19 protein-coding genes and 1 pseudogene are annotated in these 22,875 nt (G+C 70.5%); 3 read left to right on the forward strand and 17 right to left on the reverse strand.

Annotated features, from left to right (window positions below):
• Positions 1–41 precede the first annotated feature (41 nt).
• Genes nuoN through B073_RS0114575 form a run of 14 tightly spaced genes read right to left on the reverse strand, consistent with a single transcriptional unit; the run spans position 42 to position 16,255 of the window.
• Entirely contained in the window at positions 42–1,694 is a 1,653-nt protein-coding gene (gene nuoN / locus B073_RS0114510) for an NADH-quinone oxidoreductase subunit NuoN (protein WP_018538811.1), read from the reverse strand.
• Positions 1,691–3,379, reverse strand: a complete 1,689-nt coding sequence (locus tag B073_RS0114515; RefSeq protein ID WP_026247368.1) for an NADH-quinone oxidoreductase subunit M — start codon at positions 3,377–3,379, stop codon at positions 1,691–1,693. Before B073_RS0114515 ends, nuoN begins: the two co-directional genes overlap by 4 nt.
• Positions 3,380–3,382: 3 nt before the next feature.
• A complete protein-coding gene (gene nuoL / locus B073_RS0114520) occupies positions 3,383–5,266 on the reverse strand; it encodes an NADH-quinone oxidoreductase subunit L (RefSeq protein ID WP_018538813.1) in 1,884 nt (627 codons plus the stop codon).
• Between the two features lie 13 nt (positions 5,267–5,279).
• Positions 5,280–5,579: an NADH-quinone oxidoreductase subunit NuoK gene (nuoK, locus tag B073_RS0114525; protein WP_018538814.1), complete on the reverse strand. Its 300-nt coding sequence runs from the start codon at positions 5,577–5,579 to the stop codon at positions 5,280–5,282.
• Positions 5,576–6,436, reverse strand: coding sequence for an NADH-quinone oxidoreductase subunit J (locus B073_RS0114530; RefSeq protein ID WP_018538815.1), 861 nt, complete (start codon positions 6,434–6,436; stop codon positions 5,576–5,578). Before B073_RS0114530 ends, nuoK begins: the two co-directional genes overlap by 4 nt.
• On the reverse strand, positions 6,433–7,041 hold the full coding sequence (gene nuoI / locus B073_RS0114535) for an NADH-quinone oxidoreductase subunit NuoI (protein WP_018538816.1): 609 nt from the start codon (positions 7,039–7,041) through the stop codon (positions 6,433–6,435). The genes B073_RS0114530 and nuoI overlap by 4 nt, the downstream gene beginning before the upstream one ends.
• Entirely contained in the window at positions 7,034–8,416 is a 1,383-nt protein-coding gene (nuoH, locus tag B073_RS0114540; RefSeq protein ID WP_018538817.1) for an NADH-quinone oxidoreductase subunit NuoH, read from the reverse strand. The genes nuoI and nuoH overlap by 8 nt, the downstream gene beginning before the upstream one ends.
• Positions 8,413–10,956, reverse strand: coding sequence for an NADH-quinone oxidoreductase subunit G (locus B073_RS0114545; RefSeq protein WP_026247370.1), 2,544 nt, complete (start codon positions 10,954–10,956; stop codon positions 8,413–8,415). Before B073_RS0114545 ends, nuoH begins: the two co-directional genes overlap by 4 nt.
• Positions 10,953–12,332 (reverse strand): NADH-quinone oxidoreductase subunit NuoF, encoded by a 1,380-nt coding sequence (gene nuoF, locus B073_RS0114550; protein WP_018538819.1) that lies wholly within the window; start codon positions 12,330–12,332, stop codon positions 10,953–10,955. Before nuoF ends, B073_RS0114545 begins: the two co-directional genes overlap by 4 nt.
• Positions 12,332–13,174: an NADH-quinone oxidoreductase subunit NuoE gene (gene nuoE, locus B073_RS0114555; protein ID WP_037811703.1), complete on the reverse strand. Its 843-nt coding sequence runs from the start codon at positions 13,172–13,174 to the stop codon at positions 12,332–12,334. The genes nuoF and nuoE overlap by 1 nt, the downstream gene beginning before the upstream one ends.
• A gap of 35 nt (positions 13,175–13,209) precedes the next feature.
• Positions 13,210–14,544, reverse strand: coding sequence for an NADH-quinone oxidoreductase subunit D (locus B073_RS0114560; protein WP_018538821.1), 1,335 nt, complete (start codon positions 14,542–14,544; stop codon positions 13,210–13,212).
• Positions 14,544–15,299, reverse strand: a complete 756-nt coding sequence (locus tag B073_RS0114565; protein ID WP_018538822.1) for an NADH-quinone oxidoreductase subunit C — start codon at positions 15,297–15,299, stop codon at positions 14,544–14,546. Before B073_RS0114565 ends, B073_RS0114560 begins: the two co-directional genes overlap by 1 nt.
• Positions 15,296–15,886: a NuoB/complex I 20 kDa subunit family protein gene (locus tag B073_RS0114570; RefSeq protein WP_018538823.1), complete on the reverse strand. Its 591-nt coding sequence runs from the start codon at positions 15,884–15,886 to the stop codon at positions 15,296–15,298. The genes B073_RS0114565 and B073_RS0114570 overlap by 4 nt, the downstream gene beginning before the upstream one ends.
• 9 nt (positions 15,887–15,895) lie before the next feature.
• The gene (locus tag B073_RS0114575; RefSeq protein WP_018538824.1) at positions 15,896–16,255 is read right to left on the reverse strand and encodes an NADH-quinone oxidoreductase subunit A; all 360 of its coding nucleotides are present in this window, start codon (positions 16,253–16,255) and stop codon (positions 15,896–15,898) included.
• 788 nt (positions 16,256–17,043) lie between these two features.
• Here B073_RS0114575 and B073_RS0114580 point away from each other — a divergent pair.
• Positions 17,044–17,853: a C40 family peptidase gene (locus tag B073_RS0114580; RefSeq protein ID WP_018538825.1), complete on the forward strand. Its 810-nt coding sequence runs from the start codon at positions 17,044–17,046 to the stop codon at positions 17,851–17,853.
• Between the two features lie 90 nt (positions 17,854–17,943).
• Here the strand turns inward: B073_RS0114580 and B073_RS0114585 are convergent, their stop codons facing one another.
• The 3 genes from B073_RS0114585 to B073_RS0114595 form a co-directional block, all read right to left on the reverse strand.
• Positions 17,944–18,759 carry an alpha/beta fold hydrolase gene (locus B073_RS0114585; RefSeq protein WP_018538826.1) on the reverse strand — a complete coding sequence of 272 codons (816 nt, stop codon included), beginning with the start codon at positions 18,757–18,759 and terminating at the stop codon, positions 17,944–17,946.
• A 231-nt stretch (positions 18,760–18,990) separates the two neighbouring features.
• Positions 18,991–19,461 carry a carboxymuconolactone decarboxylase family protein gene (locus B073_RS0114590; RefSeq protein ID WP_037811637.1) on the reverse strand — a complete coding sequence of 157 codons (471 nt, stop codon included), beginning with the start codon at positions 19,459–19,461 and terminating at the stop codon, positions 18,991–18,993.
• A gap of 136 nt (positions 19,462–19,597) precedes the next feature.
• Positions 19,598–20,923 (reverse strand): geranylgeranyl reductase family protein, encoded by a 1,326-nt coding sequence (locus tag B073_RS0114595; RefSeq protein ID WP_018538828.1) that lies wholly within the window; start codon positions 20,921–20,923, stop codon positions 19,598–19,600.
• Positions 20,924–21,041: 118 nt separating this feature from the next.
• Here B073_RS0114595 and B073_RS43965 point away from each other — a divergent pair.
• Together B073_RS43965 and B073_RS0114605 are read left to right on the forward strand one after the other, a co-directional pair.
• Positions 21,042–21,613: pseudogene (locus B073_RS43965) on the forward strand (GNAT family N-acetyltransferase).
• A gap of 327 nt (positions 21,614–21,940) precedes the next feature.
• On the forward strand, positions 21,941–22,813 hold the full coding sequence (locus B073_RS0114605; protein WP_037811707.1) for a D-alanyl-D-alanine carboxypeptidase family protein: 873 nt from the start codon (positions 21,941–21,943) through the stop codon (positions 22,811–22,813).
• The last annotated feature ends 62 nt before the right edge of the window (positions 22,814–22,875 follow it).

Here is a 22,875-nt window from a genome sequence, read left to right on the forward strand (position 1 = left end):
CCCTCGGGGGCGCCGGGCGGCGGCCGTACGTGGCGGTCGGGTCAGCGGACGAAGATCCCCGCGTGCCCGGCCAGATCGAGGAAGTACTGCGGTGCCACGCCCAGCACCAGCGTGGCCGCGACGCCGACGGCGATGGCGGTGGACGTCAGGACGCTGGGCACCGCGACCGTCGGGCCGTCCGCCTTCGGTTCGCTGAAGAACATCAGCACGATCACCCGGATGTAGAAGAACGCCGCGATCGCCGAGGCGATCACACCGACCACCACCAGCCAGCCCGCGCCGCTCTCCGCCGCCGCCTTGAACACCGCGAACTTCCCGGCGAACCCGGACGTCAGCGGAATGCCCGCGAAGGCCAGCAGGAACACCGCGAAGACCGCCGCCACCAGGGGCGAACGCCGCCCGAGCCCGGCCCACTTGGACAGGTGGGTGGCCTCGCCGCCGGCGTCCCGGACCAGCGTCACCACGGCGAACGCGCCGAGCGTGACGAAGGAGTACGCCGCCAGATAGAAGAGCACCGAGGAGATGCCGTCCTCACTGGTGGCGATGACACCGGCGAGGAGGAAACCGGCGTGCGCGATCGAGGAGTACGCCAGCAGCCGCTTGATGTCGGTCTGGGTGATGGCCAGCACCGCGCCGCCCAGCATCGTCACGATCGCCACGCCCCACATCACCGGCCGCCAGTCCCAGCGCATCCCCGGCAGGACGACGTACAGCAGCCGCAGCAGCGCGCCGAACGCGGCGACCTTGGTGGCGGCCGCCATGAAGCCCGTCACCGGCGTCGGGGCGCCCTGGTAGACGTCCGGCGTCCACATGTGGAAGGGCACCGCACCGACCTTGAACAGCAGGCCCATCAGCACCAGCGCCCCGCCGATCAGCAGCAGCGCGTCGTTGCCCATCGTGCCGGCCAGCGCCGGGTCGATCTGCCGGGCGCCGTCCGAGACCACCTCGGCGATCCCGGCGTAGCTGACGGTGCCGGCGTAGCCGTAGAGCAGGGCCACGCCGAACAGCAGGAAGGCCGAGGAGAAGGCGCCGAGGAGGAAGTACTTCACCGCGGACTCCTGCGAGAGCAGCCGCTGGCGGCGGGCCAGCGCGCACAGGAGGTACAGCGGGAGGGAGAAGACCTCCAGCGCGATGAAGAGCGTCAGCAGGTCGTCGGCGGCCGGGAAGACCAGCATGCCGCCGACCGCGAAGAGCAGCAACGGGAAGACCTCGGTGGTGGTGAACCCGGCCTTGACCGCGGCCTGTTCGGCCTCGCCACCGGGGACGGCCGCGGGCTGCGCGGCGAAGGAGTCCACCGGCCTGCCGTGAGCCGCCGGGTCCAGCCGGCGCTCGGCGAAGGTGAAGACCGCGATCAGCGACACCAGCAGGATGGTGCCCTGGAGGAACAGCGCCGGACCGTCCACCGCGATCGCGCCCATCGCGGCCACATGGGCCTTGGACGAGCCGAAGCCGCCCGCCGCCAGGCCGATCACCGCGGCGAACGCGGCGGCCAGCGCCACCACCGTCAGCAGCACCTGGGCGTAGTAGCGGCCGCGGCGCGGCAGGAACGCCTCGATCACGATGCCGAGGACCGCGGCACCGAGGACGATGAGCGTCGGCGACAGCTGGACGTACTCGATCTTCGGGGCCGGGATTCTGCCCGGCGTCCCGGCCGCCGCCGTCCACAGGCTGTGGACACTTGCCACGGAACTCACTTCGCGGCCTCCCCGTCTTGGGTCTGCGCGGTCCGGCCGGGCCGGTCTGTGCCGGGCACGGCGTCCACCCGCACGGTGGGCTTGGGATCCTTCTTGTCCACGACGGACAGGGTGTGCCGGACCGCCGGGTTGACGATGTCGGTGAGCGGCTTGGGATACACCCCGAGGAAGAGCAGCAGCGCGACCAGCGGCACGACCACCACCAGCTCCCGCGCCCTGAGGTCGGGCATCCCGTCGACCTCCGCCTTGACCGGACCGGTCATCGTCCGCTGGTAGAGGACGAGGACGTAGAGCGCGGCCAGCACGATGCCGACGGTGCCGATGATCCCGATCACCGGATAGCGGCTGAACGTGCCGACCAGGACCAGGAATTCACTGACGAAGGGGGCCAGGCCGGGCAGCGACAGGGTGGCCAGGCCGCCGACGAGGAAGGCGCCGGCGAGGACCGGGGCGACCTTCTGCACCCCGCCGAAGTCCGCGATCAGGCGCGAGCCGCGGCGGCTGATCAGGAAGCCGGCCACCAGCATCAGCGCGGCGGTGGAGAGGCCGTGGTTGACCATGTAGAGCGTCGCGCCGCCCTGGCCCTGGGACGTCATCGCGAAGATGCCCAGGATGATGAAGCCGAAGTGGGAGATCGAGGCGTAGGCGATCAGCCGCTTGATGTCCCGCTGGCCGACGGCGAGCAGCGCGCCGTAGACGATGCTGATCAGCGCCAGCACCAGGATGACCGGGGTGGCCCAGCTGCTGGCCTCCGGGAAGAGCTGGAGGCAGAAGCGCAGCATCGCGAAGGTGCCGACCTTGTCGACGACCGCGGTGATCAGCACCGCGACCGGGGAGGTCGCCTCGCCCATGGCGTTGGGCAGCCAGGTGTGCAGCGGCCACAGCGGCGCCTTCACCGCGAAGGCGAAGAAGAAGCCGAGGAAGAGCAGCCGCTCGGTGCCGGTGTCCAGGCTCAGCGCGCCGGACGCCCGGGCCTCGACGATCTTCGTCAGCGAGAAGGTGCCGGTGCCCAGCTGGTGCGCGGTGGCGGCGTACAGCCCGATCACCGCGGCCAGCATGATCAGGCCGCCGACGAGGTTGTAGAGCAGGAACTTCACCGCGGCGTACGACCGCTGGGCGGCGTCCTGCTGCGCACCGCGGCCGCCGGCGCGGTCCCCGAAGCCGCCGATGAGGAAGTACATCGGGATCAGCATGGCTTCGAAGAAGAGGTAGAAGAGGAAGACGTCGGTGGCCTCGAAGGAGAGCACCACCATCGCCTCGACCGCCAGGATCAGCGCGAAGAAGCCCTGGGTGGGGCGCCAGCTGTAGCGGCGGTGGCCCGCGGCGGAGCCGCCGTCGGACGCGGCCGTGCCCTGTGGGGGGTCGGCGTCGTGCCAGCCCGCCAGGATGACGAACGGGATCAGCAGCGCGGTCAGGGCGATCAGCGCGACCGCGATGCCGTCCACGCCGAGGTCGTAGCGGACGCCGAAGTCCCGGATCCAGTCGTGGGATTCGGTGAGCTGGAACGGTCCCCGGGCACCCGGGTCGAAGCGCACCGCGACCAGCAGCGCCAGCGCCAGGGTGGCCAGCGAGAACAGCAGCGCCAGCCACTTGGCGGCGGTGCGCCTGGCGGCGGGCACCGCGGCGGTGGCGACCGCGCCGACCGCCGGCACCGCGGCGGTGACCGTCAAAAGGGGAAACGACATGGCTCAGACACCCCTCATCAGCAGGGTCGCGGCGACGAGAACGGCGGCCCCGCCCAGCATCTGGACCGCGTACGAGCGGACGAAGCCGGTCTGCAACCGGCGCAGCCGGCCGGAGAGTCCGCCCATCGCGGCCGCCGTGCCGTTGACCGCGCCGTCCACCAGGGAGTGGTCGAGATAGACCAGCGTGCGGGTCAGGTGCTCGCCGCCGCGCACCAGGACGACGTGGTTGAAGTCGTCCTGGAGCAGATCGCGGCGGGCGGCCCGGGTCAGCAGCGAACCGCGCGGGGCGGTGGCCGGGACCGCCCGGCGGCCGTACATCAGCCAGGCGATGCCGACGCCGACGACCAGCACCACCATCGTGGCGGCGGTGACCACACCGGCGCCCACCGGGGAGTGGCCGTGCGCGAAGGAGGTGACCGGCTCCAGCCAGCCGACGAAGGCGTCGCCCACGCTGAACAGCCCGCCCGCGAAGACCGAGCCGACCGCCAGCAGGACCATCGGGATCGTCATCACCTTCGGCGACTCGTGCGGACGGAACTCCTGTGGGTCCCAGCGCTTCTCGCCGAAGAACGTCATCAGCATCACCCGCGTCATGTAGAACGCGGTGATCGCGGCGCCCAGCAGGGCCGCGCCGCCGAGGATCCAGCCCTCGGTGCCGCCACGGGCGAACGCCGCCTCGATGATCTTGTCCTTGGAGAAGAAGCCGGACAGGCCGGGGAAGCCGATGATGGCCAGATAGCCGAGCCCGAAGGTGACGAAGGTGACCGGCATGTGCGTGCGCAGACCGCCGTAACGGCGCATGTCCACCTCGTCGTTCATCCCGTGCATCACGGAACCGGCGCCGAGGAAGAGGCCCGCCTTGAAGAAGCCGTGGGTGACCAGGTGCATGATCGCGAAGGCGTAGCCGATCGGGCCCAGGCCGGCGGCCAGCACCATGTAGCCGATCTGCGACATCGTCGAACCGGCCAGCGCCTTCTTGATGTCGTCCTTGGCGCAACCGACGATCGCACCGAACAGGAGCGTGACCGCGCCGACCGCGACCACGGCGGTCTGGGCGTCCGGCGCGGCGTTGAAGATCGCGCCGGAGCGGGTGATCAGATACACCCCGGCGGTGACCATGGTGGCGGCGTGGATCAGGGCCGAGACCGGGGTCGGGCCCTCCATGGCGTCGCCCAGCCAGGACTGGAGCGGCACCTGCGCCGACTTGCCGCAGGCGGCCAGCAACAGCAGCAGCCCGAGGGCGGTCAGCCTCCCCTCGGACGTGCCGCCGGTCGAGGAGAGCACCGGCCCGAAGGCGAACGTGCCGAACGTCGTGAACATCAGCATGACCGCGATGGACAGGCCCATGTCGCCGACGCGGTTGACCAGGAACGCCTTCTTCGCGGCGGTGGCCGCACTGGGCTTGTGCTGCCAGAACCCGATGAGCAGGTACGACGCCAGGCCCACACCCTCCCAACCGACGTACAGCAGGAGGTAGTTGTCCGCGAGGACGAGCAGCAGCATCGCCGCCAGGAAGAGGTTGAGATAGCCGAAGAAGCGGCGGCGCCGCTCGTCGTGCGCCATGTAGCCGATCGAGTAGATGTGGATCAGTGAGCCGACACCCGTGATCAGCAGGACGAAGGTCATCGACAACTGGTCGAGCTGGAAGGCGACATCGGCCCGGAAGCCGCCGACCGGGATCCAGCTGAACAGGTGCTGGTGCAGCATCCGGTGCTCGGGGCTCCGGCCGAGCATGTCGGCGAAGAGCACCGCCCCGACGGCGAACGAGGCCACCGCCAGCAGCGAGCCGATCCAGTGGCCGGCGCGGTCCAGGCGTTTGCCGCCGCACAGCAGCAGGGCCGCACCGACCAGCGGTGGCGCGATGAGCAGCGCGATCAAGTTCTCCACTTTGGGCGACCCCTTACAGCTTCATCAGGCTGGCGTCGTCGACCGAGGCCGAATGACGGGTGCGGAAGATCGACACGATGATGGCCAGGCCGACCACGACCTCCGCCGCGGCGACGACCATCGTGAAGAAGGCGATGATCTGGCCGTCGAGATTCCCGTGCATCCGCGAGAAGGTGACAAAGGCGAGGTTGGCGGCGTTCAGCATCAGTTCGATGCACATGAACACCACGATGGCGTTCCGCCTGATCAGCACGCCCGCCGCGCCGATGGTGAACAGCAGGGCGGCGAGGTAGAGGTAGTAGACCGGATTCATTTCTGGGCCCCCTCCTTCGGCGCCGCGGGGCCGGAACGCTTCTTCCCGTTCTTCCCGGACCGGCCGGGCGCCCGCCCCAGCCACTCCTCGGACTGCTGCTCCAGCGCCTTGAGTTCGGCCAGCGACTGGCCGGAGACGTCCCGCACCTGGCCGCGCTCGCGCAATGTCGGACTGACCGTCAGCTCGGAGGCGGTGCCGTCCGGCAGCAGGCCGGGGATGTCGACGGCGTTGTGCCGGGCGTAGACACCCGGTGCGGGCAGCGGCGTCACTTGCTTGCCTTCGCGAATGCGGGCCTCAGAGCGCTCCCGCTGGGTCCGGGCGCGCTCGGTGCGCTCCCGGTGGGTGAGCACCATCGCGCCGACCACCGCGGTGATCAGCAGCGCGCCGGTGAGCTCGAAGGCGAAGACGTACTTGGTGAAGATGAGCGCGGCCAGGCCCTGGACGTTGCCGCCGGCGTTGGCGTCGCCCAGGCCGTTGAACTCCTTGAGCGAGGCGTTGCCGATGCCGGCGATCAGCAGGATGCCGAAGCCGAGACCGAGACCGGCGGCGAGCCAGCGCTGCCCCTTGAGGGTCTCCTTGAGGGAGTCCGCCGCGGTGACGCCGACCAGCATCACGACGAAGAGGAACAGCATCATGATCGCGCCGGTGTAGACCACGATCTGCACGATGCCGAGGAAGTACGCACCGTTGGCCAGATAGAAGACCGCCAGGACGATCATGGTCCCGGCGAGCGAGAGGGCGCTGTGCACGGCCCGCTTCATCAGGATCGTGCACAGCGCGCCGGCGACGGCGACGATGCCCAGGAGCCAGAACTGCACGGCCTCCCCCGAGGAGGCCGCGGCGGCGAGACCCGTCATGCGTGCGCCTCCTCGCCCGGGGTGTCCTGCTGCGCGGCCCCGGCGTCCGCCGGCCGCTCGCCCTTGGAGAGCGCGACCTGCCGGACCGTGCCCGGCGCGGCCTGGGTCACCCGCCCGTTGTAGTAGTCCCGTTCGGTCATGCCCGGGTGGATCGCGTGCGGGGAGTCGACCATCCCCTCCGACAGGCCCACCAGCAGCTCTTCCTTGGTGTAGATGAGCGAGGTGCGGGAGCGGTCGGCGAGTTCGTACTCGTTGGTCATGGTGAGCGCGCGGGTTGGGCACGCCTCCACGCACAGGCCGCACAGGATGCAGCGGAGGTAGTTGATCTGGTAGACCGCGCCGTACCGCTCGCCCGGGGAGTAGCGCTCCTCGTCGGTGTTGTCGGCGCCCTCGACATAGATCGCGTCCGCCGGGCAGGCCCAGGCGCACAGCTCGCAGCCGACGCATTTCTCCAGCCCGTCCGGATGGCGGTTGAGCTGATGCCGGCCGTGGAAACGCGGCGCCGTCGGCTTCTTCTCCTCGGGGTACTGCTCGGTCAGCCGCTTCTTGAACATGGCCTTGAAGGTCACGCCGAAGCCGGCCACCGGGTTCTGGAACTCAGGCACCGTCGCCCCCCTTTCCGTCGCTCTCATTTCCGTCACTCACAGTGTCCACCCGGCCACTGACAATCAACTCCCCGTCACGGCGCGGACGTCGGCGCGGCACCGGCGGCAGGGTCTGCCCGGGCAGCGGCGGGACGGGGAACCCGCCGGCCATCGGATCGAACGCGGCCTCGCCGTCACCGCCCTCCGGCTCCACCCGCCGGAAGAAGTCCACGACCAGCGAGATCAGCAGCAGCGCCACCGCACCGCCGCCCACGTACAGCACGATCTGCGAGAAGTCGTAGCCCTCGTTCTTCAGCGCCCGGACGGTGGCGACGAGCAGCAGCCACACCATCGACACCGGGATGAGGACCTTCCAGCCCAGCCGCATCAACTGGTCGTAGCGGACCCGGGGAAGAGTGCCGCGCAGCCAGATGAAGAAGAACAGCAGCAGCTGCACCTTGACGGTGAACCAGAGCAGCGGCCACCAGCCGTGGTTCGCGCCCTCCCAGAACGTCGAGACCGGCCAGGGCGCCCGCCAGCCGCCCAGGAAGAGGGTGACCGCCACCGACGAGACGGTGACCATGTTGACGTACTCGGCGAGCATGAACATCGCGAACTTGATCGACGAGTACTCGGTGTTGAAGCCGCCGACGAGATCGCCCTCGGACTCCGGCATGTCGAACGGCGCACGGTTGGTCTCCCCCACCATCGTCACGATGTAGAGGAGGAACGACACCGGCAGCAGCAGCACGTACCACTTGTTCTGCTGCGACTCCACGATGGTCGACGTCGACATCGACCCGGAGTAGAGGAACACCGACGCGAACGCCGCGCCCATCGCGATCTCGTACGAGATCATCTGCGCGCACGACCGCAGACCGCCCAGCAGCGGATACGTCGAACCGGACGACCAGCCCGCCAGCACGATGCCGTAGATGCCCACCGAGGCCGTGGCGAGGATGTAGAGGACGCCGATCGGGAGGTCGGTGAGCTGCATCGGGGTGCGGTGCCCGAAGATCGAGATCTCGTTGCCCGCCGGGCCGAAGGGGATCACCGCGATCGCCATGAAGGCCGGGATCGCCGCCACGATCGGCGCGAGGACGTACACCGCCTTGTCGGCGCGCCGGACGACCAGGTCCTCCTTCAGCATCAGCTTCACGCCGTCGGCCAGGGACTGGAGCATCCCCCACGGCCCGTGCCGGTTGGGCCCGATCCGCAGCTGCATCCAGGCGACGACCTTGCGCTCCCAGACGATGGAGAACAGCACCGTCAGCATCAGGAACGCGAAGCAGAACACCGCCTTGATGACGACCAGCCACCACGGGTCCCGCCCGAACATCGACAGGTCCTCCTGGGCGGCCAGCGCGGCCACCGGAAAACCGGGATGGTGCATCATGCGTCCACCTCCTTGGCCGGCGCCGGCGCACTCGGGACGGCGGAGACCTTCACCAGCTCACCGGGGTGCGCCCCGGTGTCGGCGGCGACGCCACCGCCCACGGAGTTCAGCGGCAGCCACACCACCCGGTCGGGCATCGGCGTGATCTGGAGCGGCAGCCGCACCGAACCGGCCGGCCCGGTGACCTCCAGCTGCCCGCCCTCCTCGACCCCCGCCTCCCGGGCAGTGGTCGCCGACAGACGGGCCACCGCGGCGTGCCGGGTGCCGGCCAGCGCGTCGTCGCCCTCCTGCAGCACCCCCTGGTCCAGCAGCAGCCGATGCCCGGCCAGCACGGCCTCGCCGACGCCCGGACGGGGCAGCGACCGCCCCGTCTCCCGCGGCTCCCCGGCATACGGGCCGCGCCAGCCGCCGAGCCGGTCCAGCTCCCGGCGCACGGCGTGCACGTCCGGCAGGTCCAGGGCCCCCACGGCGGAACCGCCGTCGGTCTCCGCCATGGCGTCGGCGAGCATCTGCAGGACCCGCGCGTCCGGCAGCAGCTGCCGCCGGGTCATCTGGTCCGGCTTGAGCGCGGCCTCGAACGACCGGGCCCGGCCCTCCCAGTTGAGGAACGTCCCGGCCTTCTCGACCACCGCCGCCACCGGCAGGACCACATCCGCCCGCTCGGTGACCGCGGACGGCCGCAGCTCCAGGCTGACCAGGAAACCGACCTCGTCCAGAGCGGTCAACGCCCGTGCGGGATCCGGCAGATCGGCCACCTCCACGCCCGCCACCAGCAGGGCGGCCAGCTCACCGGTGGCCGCGGCCTCGATCATCTGGCCGGTGTCCCGGCCGTGCCGGTGCGGCAGCGCGGCCACGCCCCAGGCGGCGGCGACCTCGTCCCGCGCCACCGGGTCGGTCGCCGGCCGGCCACCGGGCAGCAGCCCCGGCAGCGCCCCGGCCTCCACCGCGCCCCGCTCGCCCGCCCGGCGCGGCATCCACACCAGCCGAGCACCGGTCGCGGCGGCCGTGCGGAGCGCCGCGGTCAGCGCCCCGGGGACCGTCGCCAGCCGCTCGCCGACGACGATCACCGCGCCGCCCGCGCGCAGCGCCTCCGCGGCGGCCCGCCCCTCGCCGTCCAGGCCGACCCCGCCCGCCGGCCCCGCCTGAGAGAGAGCTGTCAGCCACTCGGTCTCGGTGCCGGGCGCCGCCGGCAGCAGCCGCCCGCCGGCCTTGATCAGCCCGCGGGTGGCGTGACTGGCCAGCCCCCAGGTGCGCTGGCCGCGCTTGCGGTGCGCCTTGCGCAGCCGCAGGAAGACGCCGGGCGCCTCCTCCTCCGCCTCGATCCCGGCCAGCAGGACCGCCGGTGCCTGCTCCAGCGCGGTGTACGTGACGCCGTCCCCGGCCAGGTCGCGGCCGCGGCCGGCGACCTGGGCGGCCAGGAAGTCGGCCTCCTCGGCGCTGTGCGGCCGGGCCCGGAAGTCGATGTCGTTGGTGTGCAGCGCGACCCGGGCGAACTTGGCGTAGGCGTAGGCGTCCTCGACGGTCAGCCGGCCGCCGGTCAGCACACCGGCCCGGCCCCGGGCGGCGACCAGTCCGCGGGCCGCGGCGTCCAGCGCGGCCGGCCAGCTCACCGGCTCCAGCTCACCGGACTCGGCGTTGCGCACCAGCGGGTGCTCCAGCCGGTCCCGGGCCTGCGCGTACCGGAAGGCGAACCGCCCCTTGTCGCAGATCCACTCCTCGTTGACCTCGGGGTCGTCCGCCGCCAGCCGCCGCAGGACCTTGCCCCGGCGGTGGTCGGTGCGGGTCGCGCAGCCGCCCGCGCAGTGCTCGCACACCGACGGCGAGGAGACCAGGTCGAAGGGGCGGGACCGGAAGCGGTACGCGGCCGAAGTGAGCGCGCCCACCGGGCAGATCTGGATGGTGTTCCCGGAGAAGTACGACGCGAACGACTCGCCCGCGCCGATGCCGACCTGCTGCAGGGCGCCCCGCTCGACCAGCTCGATCATCGGGTCGCCGGCGATCTGGTTGCTGAAGCGGGTGCACCGCGCGCACAGCACGCATCGCTCGCGGTCCAGCAGCACCTGGGTGGAGATCGGCACCGGCTTGGGGAACGTACGCTTCTTTCCTTCGAAGCGGGTGTCGGGGTCGCCGACCTGCATCGCCTGGTTCTGCAGCGGACACTCGCCGCCCTTGTCGCACACCGGGCAGTCGAGCGGGTGGTTGATCAGCAGCAGCTCCATCACGCCGCGCTGCGCCTTCTCCGCCACCGGGGACGTCAGCTGGGTGCGGACCACCATCCCGTCGGTGCAGGTGATGGTGCAGGAGGCCATCGGCTTGCGCTGGCCCTCGACTTCGACGATGCACTGCCGGCAGGCGCCCGCCGGGTCCAGCAGCGGGTGGTCGCAGAAGCGCGGGATCTCGATGCCGAGGAGTTCGGCGGCCCGGATGACCAGCGTCCCCTTGGGGACGGAGATCTCGATGCCGTCGATCGTCAGGGTGACGAGGTCCTCCGGTGGCACCGCAGCGGAGCCACTGCTCGACCCCGTTGTGGTGACGGTCATGCGTTCACCCCCAGGTGAGCGTCGTCGTCGGCCCAGAGGGTCGACTTGGCGGGGTCGAAGGGGCAGCCCCTGCCGGCGAGGTGCTCCTCGTACTCCGCGCGGAAGTACTGGAGCGAGGAGAAGATCGGCGAGGCGGCGCCGTCGCCGAGGGCGCAGAAGGACTTGCCGTTGATGTTGTCGGCGATGTCGCCGAGCTTGTCGAGGTCCTCGGGCCGGCCCTTCCCGGCCTCGATGTCGCGCAGCAACTGCACCAGCCAGTACGTCCCTTCACGGCACGGGGTGCACTTGCCGCAGGACTCGTGGGCGTAGAACTCCGTCCAGCGGGTCACTGCCCGCACCACGCAGGTGGTCTCGTCGAAGCACTGCAGCGCCTTGGTGCCGAGCATCGAGCCGGCCGCGCCGACGTTCTCGTAGTCGAGCGGCACGTCGAGGTGCTCCTGGGTGAACATCGGCGTCGAGGAGCCGCCCGGCGTCCAGAACTTCAGCCGGTGGCCGGGGCGCATCCCGCCGCTGACGCCGAGGAGTTGGCGCAGCGTGATGCCCAACGGGCCCTCGTACTGGCCGGGGTTGGCGACGTGGCCGCTGAGCGAGTAGAGCGTGAAGCCCGGGGACTTCTCGCTGCCCATCGACCTGAACCACTCCTTGCCCTTGTGCAGGATCGCGGGAACCGAAGCGATGGATTCGACGTTGTTCACCACAGTGGGGCAGGCGTAGAGGCCGGCCACGGCCGGGAAGGGGGGACGCAGCCGGGGTTGTCCGCGACGGCCCTCCAGGGAGTCCAGCAGCGCGGTCTCCTCACCGCAGATGTACGCGCCGGCGCCGGCGTGCACCGTGACGTCCAGGTCGAGGCCCGAGCCGAGGACGCCCTTGCCGAGGTAGCCCGCCGCGTACGCCTCCCGCACGGCCTCGTGCAGCCGGCGCAGCACGGGCACGACCTCGCCGCGCAGGTAGATGAAGGCGCGGTGCGAGCGGATCGCGTGACAGGCGATCACGATCCCCTCGATGAGGGAGTGCGGATTGGCGAAGAGCAGCGGGATGTCCTTGCAGGTCCCGGGCTCCGACTCGTCGGCGTTGACGACGAGGTAGTGCGGTTTGCCGTCGCCCTGCGGGATGAACTGCCACTTCATCCCGGTCGGGAAGCCGGCGCCACCGCGGCCGCGGAGCCCGGAGTCCTTGACGTAGGCGATGACGTCGTCCGGGTCCATGGCGAGGGCTCTGCGGGCGCCTTCGTAGCCGTCGTGGCGCAGATAGGTCTCCAGCGTCCAGGACTCGGGGGCGTCCCAGAAGGCGGAGAGCACGGGGGCGAGGACCTTCTCCGGGCTGGTCCCGCCGGCGCGCGGCCGGGAGGCACCGCCGAATTCGGCTGCCACGGTCATCACTCCCCCTCCTCTGCGGTGGGCCCGGCCGGGAAGGCTTCGTCGGAGGCCGAGGTCTCGTGCGGGGCGTCGTGCGAACTGGGGTGTCCCGGCGGCGCCTGCTCGCCGGGGCGGCCGCCGGGCGGTTCCTCGGCGGGGGCGGCGGCCCGCGGGGCGATCACGTGGTCCGTGGTGGCGCCGGGCGCCTCGCCCCTGGCCAGCCGCAGTCCGGCCAGGGAGGCGGGACCGGCGCCGCCGGTCGCCTCGACGGCGCCGGGCCGGCCGTCGGGGAAGCCGGCGAGGATCCGCGCGGTCTCCTTGAAGGAGCAGAGCGGGGCGCCGCGGGTGGGCCGGACGGTCCGGCCGGCCCGCAGGTCGTCGACGAGCTGCCGGGCGGAGCGGGGCGTCTGGTTGTCGAAGAACTCCCAGTTGACCATCACCACGGGGGCGAAGTCGCAGGCGGCGTTGCACTCGATGTGTTCGAGGGTGATCGCGCCGTCCTCGGTGGTCTCGCCGTTGCCGACGCCGAGGTGCTCCTTGAGGTCCTCGAAGATGGCGTCGCCGCCCATCACCGCGCACAGGGTGTTGGTGCACACCCCGACCTGGTAGTCCCCGCCGGCCCGCCGGCGGTACATGGAGTAGAAGGTCGCAACGGCGGTGACCTCCGCGGTGGTCAGTCCGAGCTGCTCGGCGCAGAAGCGGATGCCGGTGCGGCTGACGTGGCCCTCCTCGGCCTGGACGAGGTGGAGCAGCGGCAGCAGCGCCGAACGCGAGTCGGGGTAGCGGGCGATCACCTCCTCGGCGTCCGCGGCGAGCCGGGCCTTGACGTCGGCCGGGTAGTCGGGGGCCGGTAGCCGGGGCATGCCCAGCGGGACGTCCTTGGGTGCCGGAGTGGCGTTCACCGGTCGACGCCTCCCATCACGGGGTCGATGGACGCGACGGCGACGATGACGTCGGCGACCTGGCCGCCTTCACACATCGCTGCCATGGCCTGCAGGTTGGTGAAGGAGGGGTCGCGGAAGTGCACCCGGTAGGGCCGGGTGCCGCCGTCGCTGACCACGTGCACGCCCAGTTCGCCCTTGGGCGACTCGACAGCCGCGTACGCCTGTCCCGGCGGGACCCGGAAGCCCTCCGTCACCAGCTTGAAGTGGTGGATCAGGGCCTCCATCGAGGTGCCCATGATCTTCTTGATGTGGTCGAGGGAGTTGCCGAGGCCGTCCGGGCCGAGGGCGAGCTGGGCGGGCCAGGCGACCTTCTTGTCGGCGACCATCACCGGCCCCGGCTCCAGCCGGTCCAGGCACTGCTCGACGATCCGCAGCGACTGGCGCATCTCCTCCAGCCGGATCAGGAACCGGCCGTAGGCGTCGCAGGTGTCGGCCGTCGGCACCTCGAAGTCGTAGGTCTCGTATCCACAGTACGGCTGCGCCTTGCGCAGGTCGTGGGGCAGTCCGGCGGAGCGGACGATCGGCCCGGTGGCCCCGGTGGCCATGCAGCCGGCCAGGTCGAGGTAGCCGATGCCCTCCATGCGCCCCTTGAAGACCGGGTTGCCGGTGGCGAGCTTGTCGTACTCGACCATGTTCTTCTGCATCTTCTTGACGAAGGCGCGGATCTGGTCGACGGCGCCGGGCGGCAGGTCCTGGGCCAGGCCGCCGGGGCGGATGTAGGCGTGGTTCATCCGCAGGCCGGTGATCAGCTCGTAGATGTCCAGGATCAGCTCGCGGTCGCGGAAGCCGTAGATCATGATCGTGGTGGCGCCCAGCTCCATGCCGCCGGTGGCGATGCACACCAGGTGCGAGGAGAGCCGGTTGAGCTCCATCAGCAGCACCCGGATGACGGTGGCGCGGTCCGGGACGTCGTCGGTGATGCCGAGCAGCTTCTCCACGGCCAGGCAGTACGCCGTCTCGTTGAAGAACGGCGTGAGGTAGTCCATCCGCGTCACGAACGTCGTGCCCTGCGTCCACGTCCGGTATTCGAGGTTCTTCTCGATGCCGGTGTGGAGGTAGCCGATGCCGCAGCGGGCCTCGGTGACGGTCTCGCCGTCGATCTCCAGGATCAGCCGCAGCACGCCGTGCGTGGAGGGGTGCTGCGGCCCCATGTTGACGATGATCCGCTCGTCGTCGGACTTGGCGGCGGCCGCGGCGATCTCGTCCCAGTCGCCACCGGTGACGGTGTAGACGGGGCCCTCGGTGGTCTCGCGGGGAGTTGCGCGGGACGCCTCGCTGGGAGTGCTCATCAGGTGTACGACCTCCGCTGGTCGGGAGCCGGGATCTGCGCGCCCTTGTACTCGACGGGAATGCCGCCCAGGGGGTAGTCCTTGCGCTGGGGGAAGCCCTGCCAGTCGTCGGGCATCATGATCCGCGTGAGCGCCGGGTGCCCGTCGAAGATCAGGCCGAAGAAGTCGTAGGTCTCGCGCTCGTGCCAGTCGTTGGTCGGGTAGACGTCCACGATCGACGGCACGTGCGGGTCGGCGTCGGGGACGGCGACCTCCAGCCGGATGAGCCGGTTGTGGGTGATCGACCGCAGGTGGTAGACGGCGTGCAGCTCGCGGCCGGTCTCGCCCGGGTAGTGGACGCCGCTGACGCCGGTGCACAGCTCGAAGCGGAGCGCGGGGTCGTCGCGCAGCGTCCGGGCGACCACCGGCAGGTACTCGCGCTGGACGTGGAAGGTGAGTTCGCCGCGGTCCACGACGGTCTTGTCGATGACGTTCTCCGGCACCAGGCCCTGTTCGTCGAGGGCGCCCTCCAGCTCGTCGGCGATCTCGTCGAAGACGCCGGGGCCCTCGGTGCCGGCGGGCCCGCCGTAGGGGCGGGTGCCGGCGCCGGGCAGCCGGACGGTGCGGACCAGTCCGCCGTAACCGGAGGTGTCGCCGCCGTTGTTGGCGCCGAACATGCCGCGGCGGGTGCCGATCACCTCGCCGGTGTCCGCGCGCTGCGCCGGGACGGCCTCCTCGGGGGCGTCCGGGCCGTTGGGGTCGGTCGGCTCGCTCACCGCGACAGCCCCTTCCTCTCTGCCAAGTGGGGTTTCTCGGTGGACCGGTCCATCTCGATCAGCGGGAGCGCCCGGAGCGCCGCGGCCTCCTCCTCGTGGGCCGCCCGCACCGCGTTGACCCCGAGCTTGCCGCCCTGGATCTTCTGGTGGAGCTTGAGGATGGCGTCCATGAGCATCTCGGGGCGGGGCGGGCAGCCCGGCAGGTAGATGTCGACGGGGACGATGTGGTCGACGCCCTGCACGATCGCGTAGTTGTTGAACATGCCGCCCGAGGAGGCGCAAACCCCCATGGAGATCACCCACTTCGGGCTCGGCATCTGGTCGTAGACCTGCCGCAGCACCGGCGCCATCTTCTGGCTGACCCGGCCGGCCACGATCATCAGGTCGGCCTGCCGCGGGGAACCGCGGAAGACCTCCATGCCGAAGCGGGCCAGGTCGTAGCGCCCGGCGCCGGTGGTCATCATCTCGATGGCGCAGCAGGCCAGCCCGAAGGTCGCCGGGAAGACCGATGACTTGCGCACCCAGCCCGCGGCCTGCTCGACAGTGGTCAGCAGAAAGCCGCTGGGCAGCTTCTCTTCCAGTCCCATGGGTGACCCCTAGTCCCATTCCAGGCCGCCGCGACGCCAGACGTAGGCGTAGGCGACGAAGACGGTGAGCGCGAAGAGGAGCATCTCGACGAGCCCGAACAGTCCCAGGGCGTCGAAGCTGACCGCCCAGGGATAGAGGAAGACGATCTCGATGTCGAAGACGATGAAGAGCATCGCCGTCAGGTAGTACTTGATCGGGAAGCGACCGCCACCGGACGGGTGTGGCGTCGGCTCGATTCCGCATTCGTACGCTTCGAGCTTGGCCCGGTTGTAGCGCCTGGGGCCGACGAGCGTGGCCATGACCACGGAGAAGATCGCAAAGCCTGCCCCGAGGGCTCCCAGTACGAGGATGGGCGCATAGGCGTTCACCGTCCTCGCTCCCTTCAGTCGACGATGACTGGATGGCGGTCCGCTCGGGCCCGTCGGCCGCCCCACGGCGATCGTGCACATGTGAGGCAGTTCACAAGCCCGATGCCCGCATCTTATGCCCGTCGGTCTGTGATCTGCGACACGGGTCCGGACAACGACTTTGTGATCTTCACCACCTGACGAAGGATCATGAAGCCGGATGACCGGTGATCTCTGCACACGAAGCACGCGAGTGATCACGAGAGGTGATATTCGTCGGGGTTACCGCTGGTCAGCGCGGTTGTTTCCATATCAAGAAGCAGGCGCCGCAGGCAAATTGGCGCCGGGTACACCTCAACTGCTATAGGCGCGACGGCCGTAGACGTGATGCGCTCGTGACCCCGCCGTGATCGTCGGTACGTGCTCCCGTTCACGAGCGGAGGGGGGACGGGCGAAGCTCTGGGGCGATGCGCCGCGGAACTCCGGGGCGGCACGCGGCCGGTCGGCGGCCGACGATCGGTCACGGGAACATAACGGACACTCACGAGTGACCTATCCCACGCGATTTGCAGTCATGAGACCTTGACGCCCGGGAAGCCTTGGCGTGGCGGATCAAGAAGTGGTAAGCGCGCCCGGAGGCCGCGCCGGCCATCAAATGCCGTGCGTAGGAACATGATCGCGAAATTCGGACATCCCGTCAGGGCGCCTTCGCCAGACGAAAAGTCCGTTTTATTCGTCGCGTACACGTCAAGTGTGGCGCACCCCACCTTTGTTGGCAGCAACCTGCGGCTCCTGATAGCCGTGGTGCCATGTCCCCGAACGCACTCATACCCAGCCACCGGAAGCCCCGCCGCTCCGCGTCCTCGCGGGCCCTGCGTGCGGGCGTGACCGGTGGCTTCCTCACCCTCGCGGTGACCGGCGCGACCGTGCCGGCCAACGCCGTCGAGAAGCCCGTCTCCGAAACCCAGGAGATGCCCACCATCACCACGGCGCTGGCCACCAGCGCCGCCAAGAGCGCCGACGCCGCTCAGCAGGCCGCGTTCAACTACGAGCGGCAGGCGCTCCAGGACGCGGCGGCCGCCAAGGCCGACCAGGCCGCGGACAAGGCCAAGGAAGCCGCCGAGAAGAAGGCCAAGGCCGAGGCCGAGGCGAAGAAGGCCGCCGAAGAGGCCCGCCAGGCCAAGGAAGCCGCGCAGACCCGCGCCTCCCGCTCCGACGCCCGCACCACCCTCTCCGCCGTCTCCGACGCCCCCTCCACCGGCAGCGGCAGCGTCGCCGGCCTCGTCTCCTTCCTCAAGGCGCAGCTCGGCAAGGCGTACGTGCTCGGCTCCAGCGGCCCGTCCTCGTACGACTGCTCCGGCCTCACCCAGGCCGCGTTCTCGCAGATCGGCATCGACCTGCCGCGCGTCTCGCAGAGCCAGTCGACCGCCGGCACCCAGGTCGGCCTCGGCAACCTCCAGGTCGGCGACATCCTCTACTGGGGCAGCGCGGGCAGCGCCTACCACGTCGCCGTCTACGTCGGGAACGGCAACTTCATCGGCGCCCAGAACCCGAGCACCGGCATCGTCGAGCGCCCCCTCAGCTACGACATGCCCACCGGCGCGGTGCGCGTCCTCTGACGACCGGCGCACCCCCGACCGCACGACGGAACCGCCCCTCCCCCGCTCGGAAGGGGCGGTTCCGCATTTCCCGGTCCCCGTCGGGCCCCGTCAGCCCTTGAGGAACTCCAGCAGGTCCTCGTTGAGACGGGCGTGGTGGCTGGCGTAGAGGCCGTGGCCGGCGTCCGGGTACTCCTTGTAGACGGCGCCCGGGATCAGCTCCGCGGTCCGCCGCCCGGTGCCGTCGACCGGCGCCGAGAAGTCGGCCGTGCCGTGCACCACCAGCGCCGGGATGTCGATCCCGCGCAGCCCCGCCCGGTGGTCGGTGTGGAAGACCGCGTGCTGCACCTGGAGCGTGGCGTACGGCGCGCACGACAGCGCCTGCCGGAGGGTGAGGTCGACCATGAGGGGGTGGGTGTCGGTGCCCAGGTGGGTGGCGAAGAAGACCTGCGCCTGCTGGGCCATCCACCGCGGCCGGTCGCTCCGCAGCAGCGCCGTCGACTGCTCGAACGCGGCCTCCGGCAGCCCCTCGGGGTTGTCGGCCGTCTGCTTCATGAACGGCAGGGTCGCCGCGACGAACGCGGCCCGGCGGACCCGCCCGGAACCGTGCCGGGCCAGATAGCGGGCGACCTCCGCACCGCCCAGCGAGTGCCCGACCAGGGTCGCCCCGGTCAGGTCGAGATGGTCCAGCAGGGCGGCCAGGTCGTCCGAGGTCGAGTCGGTGTCGTAGCCGCCGGCCGGCCGGTCCGAGCGGCCGTGCCCGCGCCGGTCGAACGTGAGGCAGCGGTGGCCCCGCTCCACGAAGTAGGGGATCTGGTACTCCCACATGTCGGTGGGCATCATCGCGCTCGACACGAACACCAGCGGCTCGCCCCGGCCGTACTCCTCGTACCAGAGGCGGGTCCCGTCGTGGCCCTCGAAGAACATGGCGTTTCCTCCCGTTGTGGCGCTTTCCGCCGCGTTTCGCTGCGTTCACCGTGTTGCGCCGCGTTCGCTGCGTTCGCCGCGACGGGCACCACGATGCCGGGCCGGGAAGGGTGGCTCAATTACCTCGGTGGTCATGGGAGTTGGGGCGGGCCGCCGGTCGGCGTCGGCCGGTGGCCGGTGGCCGGAAACCGGCCGCGGCCGGGCGGACGGTCCCCGGCCGCGGCCGGCGGCTCACCAGCCCGCGCCCGCCGGCTGCCGGGTGGTGGCGTTGAGCCGGTTGAAGAGGTTGGTCAGCCCGATCGTCAGGACGATCGCCGCCAGCTGCTTCTCGTCGAAGTGGTCGGCGGCGGCGTCCCAGACCGCGTCCGGCACCGGGTCGGAGCTGTCCGCGAGCCGGGTCGCGGCCTCGGTGAGGGCCAGCGCGGCCCGCTCCTCGTCGCTGAAGTACGGCGCCTCCCGCCAGGCCGCCACCGCGAACAGCTTCAGGTCGTCGACCCCCGCCTTGCGGGCGTTCTTGACCCCGCCGTCCACGCAGTAGCTGCACCCGTTGATCTGGCTGGCCCGCAGGTGCACCAGCTCCAGCGTCTCCTCCGACACCCCGCCCGTGCGGGTCGCCTTGGCCACGGCCAGCAGCGGCTGCATGGCCTCCGGGATGACCACCGCAGGGTTCTGCATACGTGCTTCCGTCACTCGTGCGTCCATCACTGCTCTCCTCGCCTCTCGTCCGGTGTCCCGGCCGGCGCCTCGGTTCGGCGCCGTCACTGCACCGACGGATCCCGCGCGGAGAATGTGACAGCGGGCCGGCCCCCGTTTTCCGGGGCCGGCCCGCCGACGAGGCTCACGCCTTCGGCGCGACCTTGCTCAGACCGTTGATGATCCGGTCCATCGCGTCGCCGCCCGTCGGATCGGTGAGGTTGGCGAGCATCTTGAGCGTGAAGCGCATCAGCAGCGGGTGGGTCAGCCCGCGCTGAGTGGCGATCCGCATCACCTGGGGGTTGCCGATGAGCTTCACGAACGCCCGGCCCAGGGAGTAGTAGCCGCCGTAGGTGTCCTTGAGGACCTTCGGGTAGCGGTGCAGCGCCAGCTCGCGCTGGGCGTACGTGGCGCGCGCGTGCGCCTGGACGATCACCTCGGCCGCGATCGCGCCGGACTCCATCGCATAGGCGATGCCCTCGCCGTTGAACGGGTTCACCAGCCCGCCCGCGTCACCGACCAGGAGGAGGCCCTTGGTGTAGTGCGGCTGGCGGTTGAACGCCATCGGCAGGGCCGCGCCGCGGATCGGACCCGTCATGTTCTCCGGGGTGTAGCCCCAGTCCTCCGGCATGGACGCGCACCACGCCTTGAGGATCTCCCGCCAGTCCAGCTCCCGGAAGGCGGAGCTGGAATTGAGGATCCCCAGACCGACGTTGCTCGTACCGTCGCCCATGCCGAAGATCCAGCCGTAGCCCGGCAGCAGCCGGTCCTGCGCGCCCCGGCGGTCCCACAACTCCAGCCAGGACTCCAGGTAGTCGTCGTCGTGCCGCGGCGAGGTGAAGTACGTCCGCACCGCGACACCCATCGGCCGGTCCTCGCGCCGGTGCAGCCCCATCGCCAGCGACAGCCGGGTGGAGTTGCCGTCGGCGGCCACCACGACCGGGGCGTGGAAGGTCACCGGCGTCTTCTCGTCGCCGAGCTTGGCGTGCACGCCGGTGATGTGCCCGGTCAGCTCGTTCACGATCGGGGCGCCCACGTTGCACCGCTCGTGGAGCCGGGCGCCCGCCTTCTGCGCCTGGCGGGCCAGCTGCTCGTCGAAGTCGTCGCGCTTGCGGACCAGCCCGTAGTCCGGGAAGGAGGCGAGATCCGGCCAGTCCAGCTGGAGCCGGGAGCCGCCGCCGATGATGCGCAGGCCCTTGTTGCGCAGCCAGCCGGCCTCCTCGGAGATGTCGATGCCCATCGCCACCAGCTGCTTGACGGCCCGCGGGGTGAGCCCGTCGCCGCAGACCTTCTCGCGCGGGAACGCGGTCTTCTCCAGGAGCAGCACGTCCAGACCGGACTTGGCGAGGTGGTACGCGGTGGTCGCGCCGGCCGGTCCGGCACCGACGACGATCACATCCGCGCTGCGCTCCGATCGGGGCGCGGTCGCGGGCTCGGTCACGGGCTCAGTCACGGACGCGGACTCGGTCACGGCATTGTCTCCCGGAAGTCGATAACGGGATATCCGCTGTGGATATCTGGGTGCCGACCGGCACTGGGCAGGTGCAGTCTATGGGGGCCGTGATGATCGGAAACTGAAGGGTTGTCCCATGACGTCTGTGCCCGCCCCGGGGTCCGCACGCCCCCTCCCCGCCGTCGAACTGCGGGTCCCCACCGAAGAGGACGCATGGCACTGGCACCGGGTCTTCGACGACCCCGAGGTGATGGAGTTCCACGGCGGCACCCCCGCCGAACTCTCGGTCTACGAGGAGCTCACTTTCCCCAAGCTCTCAGCTTCGTTCGAGCAGGGGAGGCCCCACTCCAGCGCCGTCACCACGCCGAACGCGGCTTCTGCCTCTACACCCTGCTGGACCCGGCGGACGGCGCGGTCATCGGCTTCACCGGCGCCCAGCCCTGGCCGCAGGAGTGGGGCCCGGCCGGCGAGATCGAGATCGGGTGGAGACTGGGCCGGGCGTACTGGGGCAAGGGGTACGCCACGACGGCCGCGCAACGTGCGCTGCACGCCGTACGGGCGGCCGGCGTCCGGCACGTGGTGTCGATGATCGACTCCCGCAACGCACGCTCGATCGCGGTCGCCCGCCGCCTGGGCATGCGCCCGGCCGAGACCGTCCCCACACCGGACGGCAGGCGGACGGCGCACTGCCATCGCCTGGATCTGTGAGGCGGGGTCGCGGGGCGGTGGGGGCGTGGGGGATGTGGACGCCTGGACCGGGCACCGTTCTCGGCGCCTGGGCCTGGGCACGGTTCTCGGCCTTCTTGGCGTCCTCGACACCTGGGACCGGATCGCTGCGGTGCCCGGCCCCCACTCCCCGGATTTGACCGAAAGAAGAGCGCCTCCCGCGCATCCATTGCCGCGCCCCGGATGTCTCAAGGGGCAGCGGCACTCTCAGGTGTCCGCAACTGCATGTGACCGCACTGCAGGGGTATTTGGAGCATCCACTTGAACATTGGCATCAAAGGCATCAGGCGCATCAAGGGCATCAAGGGCATGCGGCGCGCATCCGCCGTGGCCCTCACCACCGGCGCCGTCCTGACCGCCGGGGCGTTCGGCTCCCAGGCGCAGGCCGCCGGCCTCCCGACGCCCAGCATCACCGCCGCCGGCGGTTTCGTGATGAACAACGGCAGCGGCGCGACGCTCTACGGCAAGGCCGCCGACACCCGCCGGTCCACCGGCTCCACCACCAAGATCATGACGGCCCGGGTGGTGCTGGCCCAGAAGAACCTCAACCTGGATTCCAAGGTCACGATCCAGAAGGCGTACAGCGACTACATCGTCAACAACAACTGGGCCTCGTCGGCCCACTTGATCGTCGGCGACAAGGTGACGGTCCGTCAGCTGCTCTACGGGCTGATGCTCCCGTCCGGCTGCGACGCGGCCTACGCGCTGGCCGACACCTTCGGCAGCGGCTCGACCCGCGACGCCCGGGTGAAGTCGTTCATCGGCCAGATGAACGCCACCGCCAAGAACCTGGGCATGAAGAACACCCACTTCGACTCGTTCGACGGAATAGGGCGTGGTACGAACTACTCGACCCCGCGCGACCTGACCAAGCTCGCCAGCAACGCGATGAAGTTCTCCACCTTCCGCACGGTGGTGGGGACGAAGTCCACCAAGCAGAAGGTCACCACGCAGAACGGCGGCTACCGCTACATGTCGTGGACCAACACCAACAACCTGCTCGGCAGCTACCAGGGCACCATCGGCGTGAAGACCGGCTCGGGCCCGGAGGCCAAGTACTGCCTGGTCTTCGCCGCCACCCGCGGCGGCAAGACCGTCATCGGCACGGTCCTGGCCTCCTCGTCCCTGGACAACCGCACCGCGGACGCCAAAAAGCTGCTGGACTACGCCTTCAAGAAGTAACCGGGGCAAGCAGGAAGCAACGCGGGCAAGCCGTCAACGACCAGCGCCCGGTGAACGGGCTC

Source organism: Streptomyces sp. MspMP-M5, from assembly GCF_000373585.1.
GTDB lineage: Bacteria > Actinomycetota > Actinomycetes > Streptomycetales > Streptomycetaceae > Streptomyces.

Excerpts from the sequence above, each read along its gene's own strand:
- B073_RS0114545 (WP_026247370.1), bottom strand. The coding sequence starts at position 10,956 with ATGACCGTCACCACAACGGGGTCGAGCAGTGGCTCCGCTGCGGTGCCA.
- B073_RS0114560 (WP_018538821.1), bottom strand. The coding sequence starts at position 14,544 with ATGAGCACTCCCAGCGAGGCGTCCCGCGCAACTCCCCGCGAGACCACC.
- B073_RS0114530 (WP_018538815.1), bottom strand. The coding sequence starts at position 6,436 with ATGACGGGTCTCGCCGCCGCGGCCTCCTCGGGGGAGGCCGTGCAGTTC.
- nuoK (WP_018538814.1), bottom strand. The coding sequence starts at position 5,579 with ATGAATCCGGTCTACTACCTCTACCTCGCCGCCCTGCTGTTCACCATC.
- nuoH (WP_018538817.1), bottom strand. The coding sequence starts at position 8,416 with ATGATGCACCATCCCGGTTTTCCGGTGGCCGCGCTGGCCGCCCAGGAG.
- nuoE (WP_037811703.1), bottom strand. The coding sequence starts at position 13,174 with ATGCCCCGGCTACCGGCCCCCGACTACCCGGCCGACGTCAAGGCCCGG.
- B073_RS0114585 (WP_018538826.1), bottom strand. The coding sequence starts at position 18,759 with ATGTTCTTCGAGGGCCACGACGGGACCCGCCTCTGGTACGAGGAGTAC.
- B073_RS0114515 (WP_026247368.1), bottom strand. The coding sequence starts at position 3,379 with ATGTCGTTTCCCCTTTTGACGGTCACCGCCGCGGTGCCGGCGGTCGGC.
- B073_RS0114590 (WP_037811637.1), bottom strand. The coding sequence starts at position 19,461 with ATGGACGCACGAGTGACGGAAGCACGTATGCAGAACCCTGCGGTGGTC.
- nuoF (WP_018538819.1), bottom strand. The coding sequence starts at position 12,332 with ATGACCGTGGCAGCCGAATTCGGCGGTGCCTCCCGGCCGCGCGCCGGC.
- B073_RS0114570 (WP_018538823.1), bottom strand. The coding sequence starts at position 15,886 with ATGGGACTGGAAGAGAAGCTGCCCAGCGGCTTTCTGCTGACCACTGTC.
- B073_RS0114580 (WP_018538825.1), top strand. The coding sequence starts at position 17,044 with ATGTCCCCGAACGCACTCATACCCAGCCACCGGAAGCCCCGCCGCTCC.
- B073_RS0114605 (WP_037811707.1), top strand. The coding sequence starts at position 21,941 with ATGCGGCGCGCATCCGCCGTGGCCCTCACCACCGGCGCCGTCCTGACC.